The organism is Flavobacterium granuli (assembly GCF_900129705.1).
GTDB classification, from domain to species: Bacteria; Bacteroidota; Bacteroidia; order Flavobacteriales; family Flavobacteriaceae; genus Flavobacterium; species Flavobacterium granuli.
The window spans coordinates 165,783-182,980 of record NZ_FQWO01000004.1; the positions used below are offsets into that span (position 1 = coordinate 165,783).

The window sequence follows — 17,198 nt, forward strand, 5'->3', positions numbered from 1 at the left end:
GTTATCAGAAGTTTAACTTTTTCGTTTAATTTTTTTGTCAAAAAGGCTTGTGTAATTCAATAAATGTCCTAAATTTGCATCCGCAATACAGAACAAGTGTTGCGGTTCTTTTTAAGAATTGAAAATGCGAAAATAGCTCAGTTGGTAGAGCGCGACCTTGCCAAGGTCGAGGTCGCGGGTTCGAGCCCCGTTTTTCGCTCCACACCACACAATGCTCGGATGGTGAAATTGGTAGACACGCTGGACTTAAAATCCAGTGAACAGCAATGTTCGTGCGGGTTCAAGTCCCGCTCTGAGTACAAAAACCTCTTCTTTTTGAAGAGGTTTTTTTTGTTTAGCACAGTCTCGATACGGGATATAAAGCTTACTTTGGCTTCTGTAATTTTAAAAAAAAATCTATCAAATAAATATGGCGTCTTTTGTAATTAGTAAAAGGTTTAGTGGTGATTATAAATTTGAATTTACGTCCAGGAAGGGTAAAACTATTTTTACAAGTAATGCTTATGAGCTGCGGATGGATTGTGAATCGGCGGCAGAGTATATTAGGACGGTTTTGGAGAGTTGTTCTTATGTGAAGTTCAAAACGTCTAAGGGGAAGTTTTTTTTTAGGGTAGTGGTGGATAATGAAGTGGTGGCAACTAGTAGAAAGTATAGTACGGAACTGATGGTAGAAAAAGGAATTGCCGAGATTGTGAAATATGGTTCGAAAGCTGAGATTTTAGATTTTTCGAATAATAATTTTGTGTTTGAAGATTGATCTGTTTTCTTTGATTGATAAATGAAAAAAAGCACACCCCAAAACAACTAGATGTTTTGGGGTGTGCTTTTTATGCTTTCTTGACATAAAAAAAGCCATCACACAATGTGGATGGCTTTATTTTTTTGATGTAATTTAAAATTACTCAGCAGCAGGAGCTTCAGTAGTAGCGGCAGCAGCAGTAGTGTCAACAGCAGTAGTGTCAGCAACAACAGCAGTAGTGTCAGCAACTACAGCAGTAGTATCAGCAGCAGTAGTTTCTTCAGCAGCAGCATCAGATTTTTTACAAGATACAACAGTTAAAACAGCAACAACAGCTAAACTTAAAAATACTTTTTTCATCTTACTTTATTATAAAAGGTTAATTATTAATTCGAGGCAAAGATATAAATTTTTTGATATGTAAAATATATTTTCATTTTTTTTTTGAAAAAATAATGTTTTTTGGCGGTCTCAAATTTGCCTTCCATTGGAAGTCCTTGAAAACAGGCTGATTTATAGATAAAAAGCATCAATAAGGCGGCCTGTTTTTTAGGTTATTTTTGTTTTATTGTTTTTGTTTTTAGCGTTTTAGCCTTTTTTGGGTGGACTAATTTTAATTCTTCGATCAAGTTTTTTGCTCCGGCATATTTATCCATGATGAATAAGATGTATCTGACATCTACCATAATGTTTCTGCAAATGCTTGGGTCGTAATAGATGTCGCTCATGGTGCCTTCCCAAACTCTGTCAAAATTAAGGCCAATAAGGTTTCCATTTGCGTCTATGGCAGGGCTTCCTGAGTTACCTCCTGTAGTGTGATTCGTACCAATAAAATTGACTGGAAGTTTTCCGTTCTCTCCATACATTCCATAGTCTTTCGCGTTATATAAATCAATTAATTTAGAAGGTACATCAAATTCATAGTCTCCAGGAATGTATTTCTCCATAACTCCTTCTAAATAGGTTACAGGAGTATAAATGGTAGCGTCTTTTGGTTCGTAACCTTTTACTTTGCCATAAGTGACTCTTAAAGTGCTATTGGCGTCCGGAAAAATTCTGCTGTCTTTATTTAATTCGAGTTGAGCCTTCATATAGGTGCGCTGAAGAGCGGTAATGGTTAAATTGATTTCGTCGTATTTTGGGGCGACTTCTGTGGAATATTTATCGGCTAGTTCTTTTACAAGTTGAAAAGCTTTGTCTTTGTTTAGATTGGCCAGTACTGTTTTTGCATCTCCGGTCAATAGTTCTTTTAGATCCTCGTAGCTACGGAGTCTGGATTTCGAATAGATTTCCGTGGCCAGATTCTTGGCATCAATATTTGTTAGACTTTGAGGTAAAAACTGTTTTGGTGATTTTTTGGAGTATAGCTCGATCAATTGTTCAAAAACATTTTGATCCACATTCAGGTTGAAGTTTTTATAGAAACCAGAAAGAGCTGTAATCAAATTGTTTTTACGGTCATTAAAGGATTGTTCGCCATTGGATTTATAAACTTGTTCTAGTAGGTATAATCGGTAACCAACACTTAATAACTCGGTATTGCGTTGTACTACTTCTTGAAAATAATCTCTTGCTAGAGCATAAGGAGCTATTTCCGCATAGTTTTTGTTAAAGTCGGCCAATAGGCTGCCATATTCTTTCTCTTTTCCTGCTTTGGCTACTTTGGTCTGAAAGATTTTTTCAGATTCTTTTTTAATGGCAATGGCATTTGATTTTTTTAAACCTTGAGTTTCACCAATCCATTTTTTCCAGTAATTGGCAATTCCGGCATATTTAGAGGCATATTGAATTTTGATAGCATTGTCTTTTCTCATATAACTGTCAGCTACTTTCAATGCTCGGTCTCTAATTTCAATTTTGGCCGGATTCAGCTCATTGACGATTTGTTCTATGGCAACAGAAGGCAGGTATTCGTTTGTCTTTCCAGGATATCCAAAAACTATCGTAAAGTCATCCTCAGTTACGCCGTCAAGTGAAATAGGCAGGAAGTGTTTAGGCGTGTACGGAACATTGTCTTTCGAATAAGCCGCCGGACGGTTGTTCTTATCGGCATAGATTCTAAACAAAGAAAAATCCCCGGTATGGCGCGGCCAAACCCAGTTGTCCGTATCTGATCCAAATTTCCCAATTGAGGAAGGCGGAGCACCCACCAAACGAACATCAGTAAAGGTTTCGGTTACGAAAAGCATGTATTGGTTTCCTTCATAAAAAGTACGAATCTTGTTTTCCTGCCACTTTTCTTTTGGTAAAGTGCGGCTAAGCATGGCAATATTCTCTTGAATTTTGTTTTGCTTTTCTGCTTCATTAGTCAATGAGGCAGTTCCTTCTAGTACGGCGGAGGTCACATCTTCGATTTTTACAATAAAAGTGACGTACAAATTCTCGTTTGGTAATTCATCCTCCATTTTGTACGCCCAAAAACCATCTGTAAGATAATCATTTTCGACTGTAGAATGCGATTGGATTTGAGAGAAACCACAGTGGTGGTTAGTTAATATTAATCCTTTTGGAGAAATAACTTCCGAGGTGCAGCCGCCATTAAAATGCGGGACAGCATCTTTTAAACTGGATTGATTAACATCGTAAATTTCTTTTATCGACATTTTCATGCCTAAATTTTTCATTTCTGTTTCATTCATTCCTTTCAAAAGGGAAGGAATCCACATTCCGCCTTGCTGGGCTTGGGTTTGAATGACAAATAATAATACGAATAACTTTAAAAATCTCATGTTTATAAATTTAGTTTGCAATTTTATCTGGTTTTGTATGCCATTAATTTTCGATTATGTAATTCAAAACCGTTGGCAAGATACAATTTTTGTGCGTTTTGATTGTGGTTTTCTATTTCAAGGTAGATTAATTTTAGAGCCGCTTTTTTGCTTTCGTCCAAAATAAAGGCGATGGTTTTGCTTCCAATTCCTTTGCCCCGCGCTTTTTCGGTCAAATACAATTCGTCTAAAAAGGCAATTTTTCCTTGATATTCAAAGCTGAAAACAAAGGTTAAAATAACATAGCCAACAATCTCGTTTTCGGATAGAATAAGCCAAGCCTTTCCTAGATTTTCATTGGTAATGAATTCTTTAAATAAGGATTTTGAGGTTTCTTTATCAATAGGGTAATTGTCTATAGCGTAGAATTGTTGCATCAAATCGACGATGGTTTCGATGTCGGAAAGTTCTAAAGGCTTAAATCGGATCATTCGAAATATTTTTTAAAATTAGCTCAGTAGCTCCTTTGTTCATTAATACAAAAGTGTGGCAAATGTGTCCTTTTTCACTTCGAAAGTCTTCATTTAGAATTAAATCTTCAAAGGCGGCATTCAGTTCGCGATAGTTTTTTATTGAAGTGCAGCCGCCCATATTAACCAAAGCGGTCGCTTCGGCAAAATGAGAATAATTAGGACCTATGATTATTGGTACGCCAAATGTTGCCGGTTCGAGAATGTTGTGAACGCCTGGATTTCCATAGCCACCTCCCACATAGGCAATGTCGGCATAGCTGTATATTTTGGTTAAAATTCCTACAGTGTCAATGATAAACACATCAAAATCGGCAAGTTTTTTACTCGCTTTTTCAGAATACAACAGCGTCTTTTTTGAAATTTTGCTTTTCAATTGATGGATTTGTTCGCTTTTAATGTTGTGCGGAGCAATAATAAACTTTATACGATGTTTAGTCGAATTGATGTAATCGATCAATAGGCTTTCATCTTTGGGCCAGGAACTACCCACTACCACTGTGAGTGTGTCGTTTTTGAATTCAGAAATAAAATCCAATGTATTGTCCTTTTCCAGAATTGTAGCAACCCGGTCAAAACGCGTATCTCCTGAAACGGCTACATTGGTTTTGCCTAATTGGAGCAATAATTTTTTAGAGCTTTCATTTTGGACAAAGAAATAAGTGAAAGCATCTAATGCTTTTCTGTAAAAGCCGCCGTACCATTTGAAAAACATCTGATTTTCTCTGAAAATCCCGGATATCAGATAAGTAGGGATGTGCTGTTTTTTTAACTCGTTTAAGTAGTTGAGCCAGAATTCATACTTGATAAAAAACACCATTTCAGGATGCGCAAGTTTGATGAAGTTTTCGGCATTGCTTTTAGTGTCTAAAGGCAGATAAACAGTAACATCGGCTACAGTATTGTTGCTGCGGACTTCATATCCCGAAGGGGAAAAGAAAGTGAGGATGATTTTATGGTTGGGGAATTGCTCTTTGACTTTTTCGATTACCGGCAAGCCTTGTTCGTATTCACCTAGTGAAGCGGCATGAAACCAGATGGTCTTATCGGAAGGTTTTATTTTTTGTTCTAGAATAGTGAAAACCACTTTTCGGCCCGCTACAAAAAGTTTGATTTTTGGATTAAAAAAAGAGAGCGGTTTTAGGAGTAAACGGGCAATTTGGATTGCCGTATTGTATAGAAAAAGCATACGGATAAATTTATTTTGCTAAAATACAGTTTCTTTTGTTTATGATTTAAATCTTAGGGCTTAAATTCATATTTTTGCGTTCAAGAATTTTAATGAAGTCTAATGAGGACTGCTCCAATCTAGAATTGAACAATCTCATGAAATATATTATGTCAGCACAGCTGAATTATTGAGATTCGATGCTAATTGATTTAAATAAAATAGAAATGAAAAAAATCCAAATGGTTGACCTAAAAAGTCAATATGATAAAATTGCAGCTACTGTAAATGCTTCTATCCAAAATGTTTTAGATACAAATACTTATATCAACGGACCGCAGGTTCATCAATTCCAAAAAGAGTTAGAGGACTATCTTGATGTGAAACATGTCATTCCATGTGCAAACGGAACCGATGCTTTGCAAATTGCCATGATGGGATTAGACTTGAAGCCAGGCGATGAGGTGATTACTGCCGATTTTACCTTTGCTGCAACGGTAGAAGTGATCGCATTATTGCAATTAACACCAGTTTTGGTTGATGTGGATATGCATAATATGAATATTTCGCTGGAAAGAATCAAAGCCGCTATTACGCCTAAAACTAAAGCGATTGTTCCGGTTCACTTATTTGGTCGTGCGGCCAATATGGAAGCGATCATGGCCTTGGCCAAGGAACATAATTTATACGTTATTGAAGATAATGCTCAAGCAATTGGAGCCAATTGTAAATTTTCGGACGGGACTAAAAAGAAAGCCGGAACAATAGGACATGTAGGAGCTACTTCTTTTTTTCCTTCTAAAAACTTAGGCTGTTATGGTGATGGAGGAGCAATTTTTACAAATGATGATGCTTTGGCACATAAACTTCGCGGAATTGTAAATCACGGAATGTACGAGCGTTATCACCATGATGTTGTAGGGGTAAACTCTCGTCTAGACAGCATACAAGCGGCAGTTTTGAATGCAAAGTTACCGTTATTAGATGTGTACAATAAAGCGAGACAAGATGCGGCCAGGAAATATTCTGCTGCTTTTGAAGGACATAAGAATATCGTGGCGCCAAATATTTGCGATGTTTGCGACTGTCATGTTTTTCACCAATACACTTTACGAATTATAGATGCAGACAGAAACGGTTTGATGCAACATCTATTGGATAAAGGAATTCCATGTGCTATTTATTATCCAATTCCTTTACATTCCCAAAAAGCATATTTGGATTCAAGATATAAAGAAGAAGATTTTCCGGTAACCAATCAATTGGTAAAAGAAGTGATTTCTTTGCCAATGCACACCGAACTGGATGAGGAACAAATCAAGTTTATAACAGATAGCGTTTTAGAATTTTTAAACAAATAGGTTGTTTCGTTGTTTGGTTTTGCGATAATTCGAATTGCCAAATCAATGAATTTCCAAAGCCATAACAAATGAAAATATTAGTAACTGGAGGATTAGGTTTTATAGGTTCGCATACCGTTGTTGAACTGCAAAATGAAGGATTTGAAGTAGTAATTATCGATAATCTTTCTAATTCTTCGGAAGATGTTTTGAACGGGATTGTTGCCATTACAGGTACGATGCCCATTTTTGAGAAACTAGATCTGAGAGAGAAAAAATCAGTTCAGGATTTTTTTAAGAAATACAATGATATCTCAGGAGTTATTCATTTTGCGGCTTCAAAAGCAGTAGGCGAAAGTGTCGAAAATCCGTTGTTGTATTATGAGAATAACATCAATACTTTGGTGTATTTACTTCAGGAATTACAGCAAAAACCAGAGGCACATTTTATTTTTAGTTCGTCTTGTACGGTTTATGGTCAAGCCGAAAAGATGCCAATAACAGAAAATTCTTCAATTCAAACGGCGATGTCTCCTTATGGTAATACCAAACAAATTGGAGAAGAAATCATCACTGATGTAGCCAAAGTGACTAATGTGAATGCTGTTTTATTGCGTTATTTCAATCCGGTTGGGTCTCATCCTTCGGCTGAAATAGGAGAATTACCTATCGGGGTTCCTCAAAACTTGGTGCCGTTTATTACTCAAACCGGTTTTGGTTTGCGAGCGGCATTATCGGTTTATGGAGATGATTATCCCACACCTGATGGCACGGCGATTCGTGATTATATCCATGTAGTCGATTTGGCACAAGCACATGTTGTTGCATTGCAACGATTGTTGAGTGGGAAAAATGAGGCTAAAGTAGAGATTTTCAATCTGGGAACAGGCACAGGAAGTTCGGTCTTGGAAGTAATCCATGCCTTTGAAAAAGTAAGCGGTAAAAAGTTGCCTTATAATATTGTTCCTCGCAGAGAAGGAGATATTACTGAAGCTTATGCTAATACAGATAAGGCTAATACTGTTTTAGGTTGGAAAGCCAAATCTACTCTGGAGGAGTCTCTGGCCAGCGCCTGGAAATGGGAACAAAAAATCAGAAAATAAAAAAAAAGGCTGTCCTTATTGACAGCCTTTTTTTTTGCAATTATTTTTCACCTGATTTTTTTAATTTTTCAGCGGCTTCTTCCATTTTTTTAGCCCCTTTTTCAAGTGTTTCTCCGGCTTTGACTTTTGTAGAATCCATTGCAGCATCAGCTTTTACTTTTGCTGAATCTATAGTTTCTTTCATTTCATCGCCAACGGCTTCGGTAGCTTCTTTTACTTCGTCTTTTGTTTCTTTCTTGCACGAAGTCATTAAAGTTGCAATAAATGCTAATCCTAAAAGTGCTTTTCTCATTTTTTTGTTTTTAGATGAATTAATAATTGATTTAGAGCATAGTTGATAAAGATAAAAAAAAATCCTCACAAACTTTTGTTTATGAGGATTTTATCGTTGAGCCCCATTTGAAGGCTGTACGCTGCAAATTAGAAGTTGCTTTTTAAATTAAGCATTCGCTGTTGCGGCTTCTTTATCGATTTTTCCAATCAATCCGGCTAATACTTTTCCTGGACCTACTTCGGTAAATAAGGTAGCGCCGTCGGCAATCATTTGTTGTACTGATTGTGTCCATTTTACCGGAGCAGTCAATTGAATAATTAGATTTTTTTTGATTTCGGCAGGATCAGAAACGGCAGTTGCTGTTACGTTTTGATATACCGGACAAATAGGAGTAGAGAAAGTAGTTGCTTCAATTGCTGCAGCCAGTTCTTCTCTTGCAGGTTCCATCATTGGCGAGTGAAATGCACCACCTACAGGTAATAATAAAGCTCTTTTTGCGCCAGCGGCTTTCATCGCTTCACAAGCTTTTTCAACTGCTGATATTTCTCCCGAAATTACTAACTGTCCAGGACAGTTGTAATTTGCAGCTACTACGACTCCGTCAATCGAAGCGCAAACCTCTTCTACGATGTTATCGGCTAATCCTAGAACAGCTGCCATAGTTGATGGTTTTATTTCGCAGGCTTTTTGCATCGCCAAAGCTCTTTGGGAAACTAATTTTAATCCGTCTTCAAATGACAAAGCACCATTGGCAACTAAGGCAGAAAATTCACCTAAAGAATGTCCTGCCACCATTTCCGGTTTAAAGTTTTCTAATGTTTTAGCCAAAATTACCGAATGTAAAAATACTGCCGGTTGGGTTACTTTGGTTTCTTTTAATTCTTCTGCCGTACCTTCAAACATGATGTCTGTGATGCGGAAACCTAATATTTCATTTGCTTTTTCAAACAATTCTTTTGCTAATGCAGAGTTTTCATATAGGTCTTTACCCATTCCTGTGAATTGTGCGCCTTGACCTGGAAATACGTATGCTTTCATCTGTAGTTTTTTTATTTAAAGATTGAACGATTCAATAAATTAAACCGACTGCAAAAATACTATTTTTTTATAATTTATGGCAAGGAGTTTTAGGAGCATTCAGCAAGTACTTTTAATCAGCTTTTCTCCTGCTGTACGTTGCAATCTTCGCAGCCGAACCCCGGCTGTAAAGGATTTTTACTTCCATCAGGGCTAAAGAGAAGCTTTAGTTTCTGTAATGCACAAAAAAACAGCCTTATTTTTCAAATGAAGAATAAGGCTGTTGCAATCTTAGGAATTTGTTTTTGGAATTACAATTTTACTAATTGCAATTCAATATGTAAACGCACTTCTTCACTTACTAAAACTCCGCCAGTTTCCAGAGCAGAATTCCAGTTTAGTCCCCAATCTTTACGGTTGATTTTGCCTGAAATGTTCAAGCCTGCTTTAGTGTTTCCCCAAGGATCTTTCATCAATCCACTAAATTCAACAGGGAATTGAACAGATTTTGTTATGCCTCTCAAGCTTAAATCTCCTGTCAAAGTATAATTATGCTCATCTGTTTTAGAAAAAGAGGAGGATTTAAAAGTAAGTTTAGGATAATTATCAGCGTCAAAAAAGTCAGCACTTTTCAAGTGGGTATCTCTGTCGGCATTATGAGTATTAATAGAATTAATATCAGCCGAAAATTCCATTTTTGCATTTTCGAAGTTATCGTCTTCGGTTGTAATTGTTGCGTCATAATTTTCAAATTTGCCTGAAACGTTAGTGAACATCATGTGTTTTATTTTAAAACCAATTTCTGAATGTGTTGGGTCAATTGCCCATTTTGTAGTTGCCATAATAGTTGTCTTATTTTTTGTTGTTATAATAGCTTAATGCTCCTGATGGGCATTTTTGTACCGCATCAATAATTTTTTCGCTGGAAGATCCTTCAATCTTAATCCATGGTTTTTCTTTAGGTTGAAAAACTTCCGGATTATTTCGTACACAGTTAGCTGAGTGAATGCATTTGCCAGATTGCCATACTATGGTTACTTCGCCGTTAGTGTATTCTTTTTTGATATTATTCGGATCCATGATTTTAGTTTTTAGTTTACAATACGTCTCTAAATTCAGGTGTTTTATCAAAAACACTTTTGGCAAAAGGACATAAAGGAAGAATTGTAATTCCTTTTTCTCGGGCAAATTCAACTGCCTTTTCTACCATTTTTTTTCCATAACCTTTGCCGTTATTACCTGGATTTACTTCGGTGTGGTCAATGATTATTTTGTGTTCACCAGCGAAAACAAAGGTCATTTTAGCTTCTGTTTGATTATTCACCGTGATGTGGAAATAGCCCTTTTTGTCGTTGTATTCTAGTTCTGGAACTGCATTCATAATCTATTTTTTAATTAATAATGCATTGGAATTTCCATTAATAAAAATTCTGCATCTGAAGTTGCTTTAATTTCTAAAGAATTGGTGTCCCAAACCCCTAGACCATCTCGAGTTTCTAATTCCTGTCCGTTGATGGATAGATTTCCGGAAAGAACAAAAATATAAACGCCATTATCTGATTTTTTTAAATCATAAGTAGTTTCGATTCCTTTGTCGAATTTACCCAAATGAAACCAAGCATCTTGATGAATCCAAACTCCGGCATCTTCCTCATTTGGTGAAAGAATTTGTTGTAATTTGTTTTTTCGATCTTCAGGATCTAAAGAGATCTGTTGGTAACGAGGCGTTACATTTCTTTTGTTTGGGAAAACCCAAATTTGCAATAATTTTGTTCTTTGATCAGAATTTGGATTAAATTCACTGTGTTTTACCCCAGTTCCGGCACTCATAACTTGAATATCACCGGTTTTGATGGTTTCTGTATTTCCCATGCTGTCTTTATGGGCTAAATCGCCTTCAAGAGGAATGGTGATGATTTCCATGTTGTCATGGGGGTGTGTTCCAAAGCCCATTCCGCCTGCAATGGTGTCATCATTCAACACACGAAGTGCTCCAAATTGAACTCGGTCTGGATTGTACCAACTTGCAAAACTAAAACTGTGATAAGCGTTTAGCCAACCATGATCGGCATGTCCTCTTGTATCTGCTTTATGTAAAACGGTATTTTTCATAATGTATAAATTTAGTGATTATTATAATACAAATTTACAACCATTGAAAGGAGTAGGCTCTTAATGTAGATTAAGAAAAGTAGTATTGCGTTTTTAAGACTCTAAATTGCGACTGAATACGACTTATTGATTTCTCAGTAATCTGCTTTTCATCTTACTGAAAAATTCTGGTGTTACACCTATATAAGAAGCGATCTGTTTTTGAGGAATTTTTTGGGTTAAAGTGGGGTATTTTTCACAAAATTTTTCAAAGCGTTCTTCGGCCGATAAGCTTAAACTGTCCATTAGTCTTTGCTGATTTGCCACCAGAGAGTTTTCGGTCAGAATTCTAAAAAAACGTTCGAGTTTTGGTATTTCGGTATAAAGCTGTTCTTGGTTTTCTTTTGACAGTAATACGACTTCGGCATCTTCCAGTACTTCAATAAAAAGATTGCCGGGTTTTTGTGAAATTAAACTATACATGTCGCTAATCCACCAGCCATCGCAAGCAAAGCTCAGTACGTGCTCTACAATATTATCATTGATGTTGAAACTTCTAAGTGTTCCTGAATTTACAAAATAAGAATGTTTGCAAACTTGGCCGGAATTCAACAAAATGGTTTTGGCTTTAAAATGATGAACTTCAGTTTTGGACAAAAATAGTTGCTGCTCTTCCGGACTAAGCGAGATGTGTTTGTTAATATTGAGTAGGATGGGGGACACTATTTTTATTGTTTTTTCTTTTCCTTGGGAATTACTTTAAAATGGCTAACCACAAAGCGATTGTTTTTTATTTCGCCAATAACTTCTGCTTTTTTGACAACGGCACAAAAACCATCATCGGCATGGGCATCACCGTGGGCATCAATCGAAGTTCCGTCTACAAAATAATTTTTTCCGTCAATGCGCACTGCTAAATCACAGCCGTGCCCTTCCATTTTAAACTGGCATTGTCCGCAGGCTGCATCTAGAATCTGTGTTTTTGGCTTTTCTTTTTTATTTTGGGCAGTGGCTACTAATACTGAGAACAGGAATATAGAAGTTAGAAATTTTTTCATTTCATTTCAAATTTATTCCTGCCAATATAGTTATTTTTTGGATTGCAATTTCAAATTTTTACATCGAATAATTTTTGAACATATAAATCCATAATAATCGCGAGAGTCTAATGTTAAAGGAGGCCATTGCGATAATAACTACACCTATAATAGGAATGAGTCTTAAATCGAAAGCTTTGTCAAAAAAGAATTGGGCAATGACATAAGTGGCAATACTTTCGGCTACGGTCAGGCCATAACTAACATACATGGCTCCAAAGAAAAAACCAGGTTCTTTTTCGAATTTGTACTGGCAATGAGAACAATGGGAGTTCATTTTTGGAAATCCAAATTTAAAAAAGATGCTTTTTTCTTTAAAAATTTTGCCTTGATGACAATGAGGGCAGTCATTGTTGAGGATGTGAGCAATTGTGCTTGACATTTTTGTTGTTTTTTTCAAAGGTATTTATAAGCTATGTTTCAGATGTTTTCTATATTCGCTTATTATAGCACAATAAAGACATTTTCAAGCTTGTGAAAAAGTATCCTATTTACAATATTCAGCGGTTTAACTGTAATTCAGTTAATGGCGATTTGTATGTCAATACGTTCAAAAACCATTTGATAGATCATAGTTTTGTCGAGGAGCCTCATAGGCATAGTTTTTATGTTTTAACCTTTTTTACTAAGGGTTCCGGTTTTCATGAAATTGATTTTGATACTTATAAGGTTCAACCGGGAAGCGTTTTCGTGATGCAACCCGGACAGATGCATCATTGGAATTTGTCCGATGATGTGGAGGGATTTGTTATTTTCTATTCTCAGGAAGTGTATAATCTTTATTTTGGACAAAAAGGAATCGAAGATTATTCTTTCTATCATTCGATTAATAGTGTTCCCGAAATTATTTTTGATCATGCTGAATCAAAAGCTTTGTTGCCTTATTTTAATAGTTTGATTGTTGAAAACCAAGGAAACAAAGCATTAAAGCAAGATAAAATAATGAATTTGCTAGATATCATTCATATTGAAATTGCTCGAAAATATAGTGAAACCTATGTATATGAAAAGCATTCTTATAATGTGAAAATCAGTGAATTTGAGAAGCTTTTGGAGAAAAACTTCAGAGAACAAAAAGCAGCATCTTTCTATGCTTCACAACTCAATATTACCTTAAAGCATTTGAATCGAATATGTAATGAGATCCTGAAAAAAACAACTACAGATGTTATTACCGATAGAATTATTCTGGAGGCTAAGCGGATGTTGATGGACAAGAAAATGACCGTCAATGAAATTGCTACAGCATTGGGATATGATGATTATTCCTATTTTTCCAGATTTTTCAAAAAAAACACTACTGTCACTCCCACAGATTTTAGGGTTTCTAAATGAAATTTATGAGTGTACAGAGATTAAATCGGCTGCTTTTTTAGCTCGTTCCACAATTTCTTCGATTGGAGTTTTTAAGCTGTCATAGGTCAAAGCGACTCCCATTCTTCTATAAGGTCTTGAGGTAGGTTTGCCGAAAAGTCTGAAATCAGTTTTGGGTAAACTAGCAATTTTTTCAATTCCGCTAAAGCTTGGATTATTTGAGTTTTCTGCAGCTAAAATTACGGCACTCGCTCCTGCTTTTTCTAAGGTGATTTCGTAAATAGGTAAGCTTAAAATAGCGCGTAAATGCAGTTCAAATTCGTTGAAATTTTGTGTGCCTGCCAAAGTTACCATTCCGGTATCGTGAGGTCTTGGAGAGAGTTCCGAGAAATAAACACCGTCATCGGCCAGGAAAAATTCGACTCCAAAAAGTCCTGCACCTCCTAAAGCTTCGGTTACTTTTTCTGCCATGTCCTGTGCTTCGTATAAGTCTTTGTCTGAAATTCTAGCGGGTTGCCAGCTTTCTTGGTAGTCACCTCGTTCCTGACGATGACCTATCGGGGCACAAAAAAGTGTCGGATTATTATTTTGGGTAACGGTCAATAAAGTGATTTCGGAATTGAATTTCACAAATGCTTCTACGATTACTTCCACGACATCACCTCGGGAGCCTTCTACCGCATAGTTCCATGCTTTTTGAATGTCTGCTTCGGTTTTTATGGTAGACTGTCCTTTGCCTGAAGATGACATTAAAGGTTTTACTACACAAGGCATGCCCACCGCTTCGACTCCTTTTTGTAATTCTTCGGCAGTAGTAGCGTAGCGATAATTGGCGGTTTTTAAACCTAATTCTTTGGAAGCCAAATCGCGAATGGCTTTGCGATTCATAGTGAAGTTGGCTGCTTTCGCAGAGGGAACAACCGTTATGCCTTGTTTTTCGTAATTGTAAAAACGTTCGGTGCGAATGGCTTCTATTTCTGGAACGATAAAATCTGGATTGTGATTGGCTACAATGCGATCCAAAGCGTCACCATCAAGCATGTTGATGACTTCAAAACCATGAGCCACTTGCATGGCAGGCGCATTTTCATAGCTATCAACAGCAATAACGGTTTGACCGATGCGTTGCGCCGCAATTACAAATTCCTTTCCTAATTCGCCTGAACCTAGCAATAGTATTTTCATTTCTTGAAATCTAATTTGAGATGTAAAAATACTGAATTGCTTTTTTTATGACCGTCAATTTGCTGATTATTTTGTGTTCTATATTATGTTTTGATGAGCGAGGATTTTAGGGAGTATTTTCGTCTTGTTAATTTTACTCGCGTGAAGGATAGTAGCGGCATCCTTTTATGAAGCGTAGCGGAATAAAAGATAGAGCGAATAGCCTGACCCGCTTTTTTTGGCGGGGCACGCCCAAAAAAAATGCCCCAAGTTTCCTTGAGGCAAAGTTGTATAGAATACGTTTTTGGCTAGAATGCCAAAGCGTCTTTGATTCTTTTTAAAGCTTCTTTTAAGATTTCGTCGCTTGTCGCGTATGAAAAACGGATACAATCTGGATTTCCAAAAGCGTCACCTGTAACTGTTGCAACATTAGCTTCGGCCAAAAGGTACATTGATAAATCCATCGCATTTTTGATTTCGATTCCTTTTAATGTTTTTCCGAAGAAGGAAGAAACATCAGGGAATACATAAAAAGCACCTTCTGGAACGTTGATTTTTACTCCTGGAATTTCTTTCAATAAGCCAACTACTAAATCTCTACGGCTATGGAAAGCGTCTACCATATGTTTTAAAACACTAGGATCGGCGTCTACGGCAGTGATTGTAGCGCGTTGTGCAATACTGTTAGCGCCGCTGGTTACCTGTCCTTGGATTTTAGTACAGGCTTTTGCGATAAATTCTGGTGCACCAATATAACCAATACGATATCCTGTCATAGCAAAAGCTTTGGCAACTCCGTTTACAGTGATGGTTTTCTCCAGCATTCCCGGGATTGAAGCGATACTGCAAAAAGTCCCTGAAAAATTAATATGTTCGTATATTTCGTCAGCCACAACATAAATATTTGGATATTTTTCCAATACTTTAGCTAAGGCGGTTAATTCTTCTCTGCTGTATACGGAACCACTTGGGTTACAAGGAGAGCTAAACCACATCATTTTAGTTTTTGGTGTGATAGCAGCTTCCAGTTGTTCAGGTGTGATTTTGAAGTCCGTTTCAACAGAAGTTGGAACTTCTACAGGAACTCCACCGGATAATTTTACGATTTCAAAATAAGAAACCCAGTAAGGAGCCGGTAAGATTACTTCGTCACCGTCGTTTAACATTACTTGTGCAATATTGTATAAAGATTGTTTTGCTCCTGTTGAAACGACAATTTGTGAAGGTTTGTACTCTAAATTATTGTCTCTTTTGAATTTTCTGCAGATTGCTTCTTTCAATTCTAGATATCCTTCTACCGGAGAATAAGTGCTATAGTTCTCGTCAATTGCTTTCTTTGCTGCTTCTTTGATGAAATCGGGCGTGTTAAAGTCCGGTTCTCCCAAACTTAAGCTGATGATGTCTTTTCCTTGTGCTTTAAGTTCTCTGGCCAAAGCTGCCATTGCTAACGTCTGTGAAGTAGCCAGATTGTTGATTCTGTCTGAAAGTGGATTCATTGTAAAATAGGTTGTAGTTAAATATTTTGTTGAGAGCCGTACTGCAGTGCGGCTTTATTATTATGTGAGTTCGGGTTTTGCTCCTAATTCTTTTAAATGCTTGAAATGAGCAATAACGGCACTTCGCATTGTTTTGTATTCATAATACGGTAGGTTGCATTCCTGCGCTGTTTCACGAACAATTTTGGCAATTTTGCCGTAGTGAATGTGGCTGATGTTCGGGAAAATATGGTGCTCAATTTGATGGTTTAAACCGCCGGTGTACCAGTTTACAATTTTGTTTTTTGGAGCAAAATTAGTTGTAGTAAATAATTGGTGAATTGCCCAGGTATTGTCCATTTCGCCCAATTCATTAGGAGATGGGTTAGTGGTCTCTTCTACAACATGCGCCAGTTGGAATACAATGCTCAAGATTAATCCTGCTGTATAATGCATGATAAAGAAACCGATTAAAACTTTCCACCATGTAATCCCTATGACTATAGGCAATACGATCCAAATCGTAACATAAATTATTTTTGTTATTATTAATGTAGTCCAAAGTATTTTTGGGCTTTTAGCTTCTCCATAAGATAATTTTCTTTTAAGGTAGCTTCTCATCTGCTTAAAATCAGTGGTGATAGCCCAATTAAAAGTCAATAATCCGTATAAGAAAACAGAATAATATTGTTGAAAACGATGAAAGCTATGCCATTTTGCGCTTTTGGTAAAACGGATGATTCTTCCTGCATCCAGATCCTCATCATGACCGGGTATATTAGTATAGGTGTGGTGCAAAACATTATGCTGTACCTGCCAGTTGTATACATTTCCGGCTAATACATAGATGGTTCCCCCCATGAATTTATTTACCCAGCTTTTATTCGAATATGAACCGTGATTACCATCATGCATTACATTCATTCCTACTCCGGCCATACCAATACCCATAACAATTGTAAGTAAAAGGTGTGCCCAAAACGGCATATCCAGAGTTAAAATAAGAAAATAAGGAGCAAGAAAAACGGTAAATAGAATAATGGTCTTCAAATGAAGTTTCCAGTTTCCGGTTTTTTGGATGTTATTTTCTTTGAAGTAGTTGTTAACTCGAGTGTTAAGTGTTCTGAAAAATTTTAAGGGGTCTTGCTTAGCAAATGTTGGAGCAGTATTATTCATAT

At 36.7% G+C, this 17,198-nt stretch carries 20 protein-coding genes and 2 tRNA genes; 6 read left to right on the plus strand and 16 right to left on the minus strand.

The genetic code is table 11. The features are described 5' to 3' along the window. Positions 1 to 126 precede the first annotated feature (126 nt). The 3 genes from BUB25_RS07405 (at position 127) to BUB25_RS07415 (ending at position 757) form a co-directional block, all read left to right on the plus strand. A tRNA-Gly gene (locus BUB25_RS07405) sits at positions 127 to 202 on the plus strand. A gap of 11 nt (positions 203 to 213) precedes the next feature. Then, positions 214 to 299: transfer RNA gene (locus BUB25_RS07410), tRNA-Leu, on the plus strand. Between the two features lie 110 nt (positions 300 to 409). Beyond that, the gene (locus tag BUB25_RS07415) at positions 410 to 757 is read left to right on the plus strand and encodes a DUF1508 domain-containing protein (RefSeq protein WP_072942469.1); all 348 of its coding nucleotides are present in this window, start codon (positions 410 to 412) and stop codon (positions 755 to 757) included. A 141-nt stretch (positions 758 to 898) separates the two neighbouring features. Here BUB25_RS07415 and BUB25_RS07420 read toward each other — a convergent pair whose 3' ends face one another. The 4 genes from BUB25_RS07420 to BUB25_RS07435 form a co-directional block, all read right to left on the minus strand. Continuing rightward, on the minus strand, positions 899 to 1,099 hold the full coding sequence (locus BUB25_RS07420; RefSeq protein ID WP_072942470.1) for a hypothetical protein: 201 nt from the start codon (positions 1,097 to 1,099) through the stop codon (positions 899 to 901). Positions 1,100 to 1,293: 194 nt separating this feature from the next. Continuing rightward, positions 1,294 to 3,468, minus strand: a complete 2,175-nt coding sequence (locus tag BUB25_RS07425) for a S46 family peptidase (RefSeq protein ID WP_072942471.1) — start codon at positions 3,466 to 3,468, stop codon at positions 1,294 to 1,296. A 23-nt stretch (positions 3,469 to 3,491) separates the two neighbouring features. Further along, a complete protein-coding gene (locus tag BUB25_RS07430) occupies positions 3,492 to 3,938 on the minus strand; it encodes a GNAT family N-acetyltransferase (RefSeq protein ID WP_072942474.1) in 447 nt (148 codons plus the stop codon). Then, a complete protein-coding gene (locus BUB25_RS07435) occupies positions 3,925 to 5,166 on the minus strand; it encodes a 3-deoxy-D-manno-octulosonic acid transferase (RefSeq protein WP_072942477.1) in 1,242 nt (413 codons plus the stop codon). The genes BUB25_RS07430 and BUB25_RS07435 overlap by 14 nt, the downstream gene beginning before the upstream one ends. 206 nt (positions 5,167 to 5,372) lie before the next feature. On the opposite strand from BUB25_RS07435, the gene BUB25_RS07440 reads away from it, so the two are divergent. Both BUB25_RS07440 and galE read left to right on the plus strand, forming a co-directional pair. Then, positions 5,373 to 6,506 carry a DegT/DnrJ/EryC1/StrS family aminotransferase gene (locus BUB25_RS07440; protein ID WP_072942813.1) on the plus strand — a complete coding sequence of 378 codons (1,134 nt, stop codon included), beginning with the start codon at positions 5,373 to 5,375 and terminating at the stop codon, positions 6,504 to 6,506. A 68-nt stretch (positions 6,507 to 6,574) separates the two neighbouring features. Then, complete coding sequence (gene galE / locus BUB25_RS07445; protein ID WP_072942479.1) at positions 6,575 to 7,588, plus strand: UDP-glucose 4-epimerase GalE; 1,014 nt, start codon at positions 6,575 to 6,577, stop codon at positions 7,586 to 7,588. 40 nt (positions 7,589 to 7,628) lie between these two features. Here the strand turns inward: galE and BUB25_RS07450 are convergent, their stop codons facing one another. The 9 genes from BUB25_RS07450 to BUB25_RS07490 form a co-directional block, all read right to left on the minus strand. Further along, positions 7,629 to 7,880: a hypothetical protein gene (locus BUB25_RS07450; RefSeq protein ID WP_072942481.1), complete on the minus strand. Its 252-nt coding sequence runs from the start codon at positions 7,878 to 7,880 to the stop codon at positions 7,629 to 7,631. Between the two features lie 147 nt (positions 7,881 to 8,027). Further along, complete coding sequence (fabD, locus tag BUB25_RS07455) at positions 8,028 to 8,900, minus strand: ACP S-malonyltransferase (protein ID WP_072942484.1); 873 nt, start codon at positions 8,898 to 8,900, stop codon at positions 8,028 to 8,030. Between the two features lie 290 nt (positions 8,901 to 9,190). Then, positions 9,191 to 9,721 (minus strand): YceI family protein, encoded by a 531-nt coding sequence (locus BUB25_RS07460; protein WP_072942487.1) that lies wholly within the window; start codon positions 9,719 to 9,721, stop codon positions 9,191 to 9,193. A gap of 10 nt (positions 9,722 to 9,731) precedes the next feature. Then, positions 9,732 to 9,959: a (4Fe-4S)-binding protein gene (locus BUB25_RS07465; protein WP_072942489.1), complete on the minus strand. Its 228-nt coding sequence runs from the start codon at positions 9,957 to 9,959 to the stop codon at positions 9,732 to 9,734. Between the two features lie 16 nt (positions 9,960 to 9,975). After that, positions 9,976 to 10,260 carry a GNAT family N-acetyltransferase gene (locus BUB25_RS07470; RefSeq protein WP_072942492.1) on the minus strand — a complete coding sequence of 95 codons (285 nt, stop codon included), beginning with the start codon at positions 10,258 to 10,260 and terminating at the stop codon, positions 9,976 to 9,978. 14 nt (positions 10,261 to 10,274) lie between these two features. After that, a complete protein-coding gene (locus tag BUB25_RS07475; protein WP_072942494.1) occupies positions 10,275 to 10,991 on the minus strand; it encodes a pirin family protein in 717 nt (238 codons plus the stop codon). Positions 10,992 to 11,114: 123 nt separating this feature from the next. Next, the gene (locus tag BUB25_RS07480) at positions 11,115 to 11,693 is read right to left on the minus strand and encodes a Crp/Fnr family transcriptional regulator (RefSeq protein WP_072942496.1); all 579 of its coding nucleotides are present in this window, start codon (positions 11,691 to 11,693) and stop codon (positions 11,115 to 11,117) included. Positions 11,694 to 11,698: 5 nt separating this feature from the next. Continuing rightward, positions 11,699 to 12,028 carry a DUF6370 family protein gene (locus BUB25_RS07485; protein WP_072942498.1) on the minus strand — a complete coding sequence of 110 codons (330 nt, stop codon included), beginning with the start codon at positions 12,026 to 12,028 and terminating at the stop codon, positions 11,699 to 11,701. A gap of 58 nt (positions 12,029 to 12,086) precedes the next feature. Continuing rightward, a complete protein-coding gene (locus BUB25_RS07490; protein ID WP_072942500.1) occupies positions 12,087 to 12,449 on the minus strand; it encodes a DUF983 domain-containing protein in 363 nt (120 codons plus the stop codon). Between the two features lie 92 nt (positions 12,450 to 12,541). On the opposite strand from BUB25_RS07490, the gene BUB25_RS07495 reads away from it, so the two are divergent. Then, entirely contained in the window at positions 12,542 to 13,402 is an 861-nt protein-coding gene (locus tag BUB25_RS07495) for a helix-turn-helix domain-containing protein (protein ID WP_072942502.1), read from the plus strand. A 3-nt stretch (positions 13,403 to 13,405) separates the two neighbouring features. On the opposite strand, the gene purT is transcribed toward BUB25_RS07495, so the two are convergent. The 3 genes from purT to BUB25_RS07510 form a co-directional block, all read right to left on the minus strand. Continuing rightward, entirely contained in the window at positions 13,406 to 14,581 is a 1,176-nt protein-coding gene (gene purT, locus BUB25_RS07500) for a formate-dependent phosphoribosylglycinamide formyltransferase (RefSeq protein ID WP_262496842.1), read from the minus strand. A 272-nt stretch (positions 14,582 to 14,853) separates the two neighbouring features. Continuing rightward, positions 14,854 to 16,041: a pyridoxal phosphate-dependent aminotransferase gene (locus BUB25_RS07505; protein ID WP_072942506.1), complete on the minus strand. Its 1,188-nt coding sequence runs from the start codon at positions 16,039 to 16,041 to the stop codon at positions 14,854 to 14,856. A gap of 60 nt (positions 16,042 to 16,101) precedes the next feature. Continuing rightward, on the minus strand, positions 16,102 to 17,196 hold the full coding sequence (locus BUB25_RS07510; protein ID WP_072942508.1) for a fatty acid desaturase family protein: 1,095 nt from the start codon (positions 17,194 to 17,196) through the stop codon (positions 16,102 to 16,104). Positions 17,197 to 17,198: the final 2 nt, after the last annotated feature.

What these genes read in the sequence shown, in the direction of transcription:
- BUB25_RS07460 (WP_072942487.1), bottom strand. Translation starts at nt 9,721, where the DNA reads ATGGCAACTACAAAATGGGCAATTGACCCAACACATTCAGAAATTGGT.
- BUB25_RS07510 (WP_072942508.1), bottom strand. Translation starts at nt 17,196, where the DNA reads ATGAATAATACTGCTCCAACATTTGCTAAGCAAGACCCCTTAAAATTT.
- BUB25_RS07505 (WP_072942506.1), bottom strand. Translation starts at nt 16,041, where the DNA reads ATGAATCCACTTTCAGACAGAATCAACAATCTGGCTACTTCACAGACG.
- BUB25_RS07415 (WP_072942469.1), top strand. Translation starts at nt 410, where the DNA reads ATGGCGTCTTTTGTAATTAGTAAAAGGTTTAGTGGTGATTATAAATTT.
- BUB25_RS07470 (WP_072942492.1), bottom strand. Translation starts at nt 10,260, where the DNA reads ATGAATGCAGTTCCAGAACTAGAATACAACGACAAAAAGGGCTATTTC.
- BUB25_RS07420 (WP_072942470.1), bottom strand. Translation starts at nt 1,099, where the DNA reads ATGAAAAAAGTATTTTTAAGTTTAGCTGTTGTTGCTGTTTTAACTGTT.
- BUB25_RS07425 (WP_072942471.1), bottom strand. Translation starts at nt 3,468, where the DNA reads ATGAGATTTTTAAAGTTATTCGTATTATTATTTGTCATTCAAACCCAA.
- BUB25_RS07490 (WP_072942500.1), bottom strand. Translation starts at nt 12,449, where the DNA reads ATGTCAAGCACAATTGCTCACATCCTCAACAATGACTGCCCTCATTGT.
- BUB25_RS07465 (WP_072942489.1), bottom strand. Translation starts at nt 9,959, where the DNA reads ATGGATCCGAATAATATCAAAAAAGAATACACTAACGGCGAAGTAACC.
- BUB25_RS07435 (WP_072942477.1), bottom strand. Translation starts at nt 5,166, where the DNA reads ATGCTTTTTCTATACAATACGGCAATCCAAATTGCCCGTTTACTCCTA.
- fabD (WP_072942484.1), bottom strand. Translation starts at nt 8,900, where the DNA reads ATGAAAGCATACGTATTTCCAGGTCAAGGCGCACAATTCACAGGAATG.
- BUB25_RS07475 (WP_072942494.1), bottom strand. Translation starts at nt 10,991, where the DNA reads ATGAAAAATACCGTTTTACATAAAGCAGATACAAGAGGACATGCCGAT.
- BUB25_RS07450 (WP_072942481.1), bottom strand. Translation starts at nt 7,880, where the DNA reads ATGAGAAAAGCACTTTTAGGATTAGCATTTATTGCAACTTTAATGACT.
- BUB25_RS07440 (WP_072942813.1), top strand. Translation starts at nt 5,373, where the DNA reads ATGAAAAAAATCCAAATGGTTGACCTAAAAAGTCAATATGATAAAATT.
- galE (WP_072942479.1), top strand. Translation starts at nt 6,575, where the DNA reads ATGAAAATATTAGTAACTGGAGGATTAGGTTTTATAGGTTCGCATACC.
- BUB25_RS07430 (WP_072942474.1), bottom strand. Translation starts at nt 3,938, where the DNA reads ATGATCCGATTTAAGCCTTTAGAACTTTCCGACATCGAAACCATCGTC.
- BUB25_RS07485 (WP_072942498.1), bottom strand. Translation starts at nt 12,028, where the DNA reads ATGAAAAAATTTCTAACTTCTATATTCCTGTTCTCAGTATTAGTAGCC.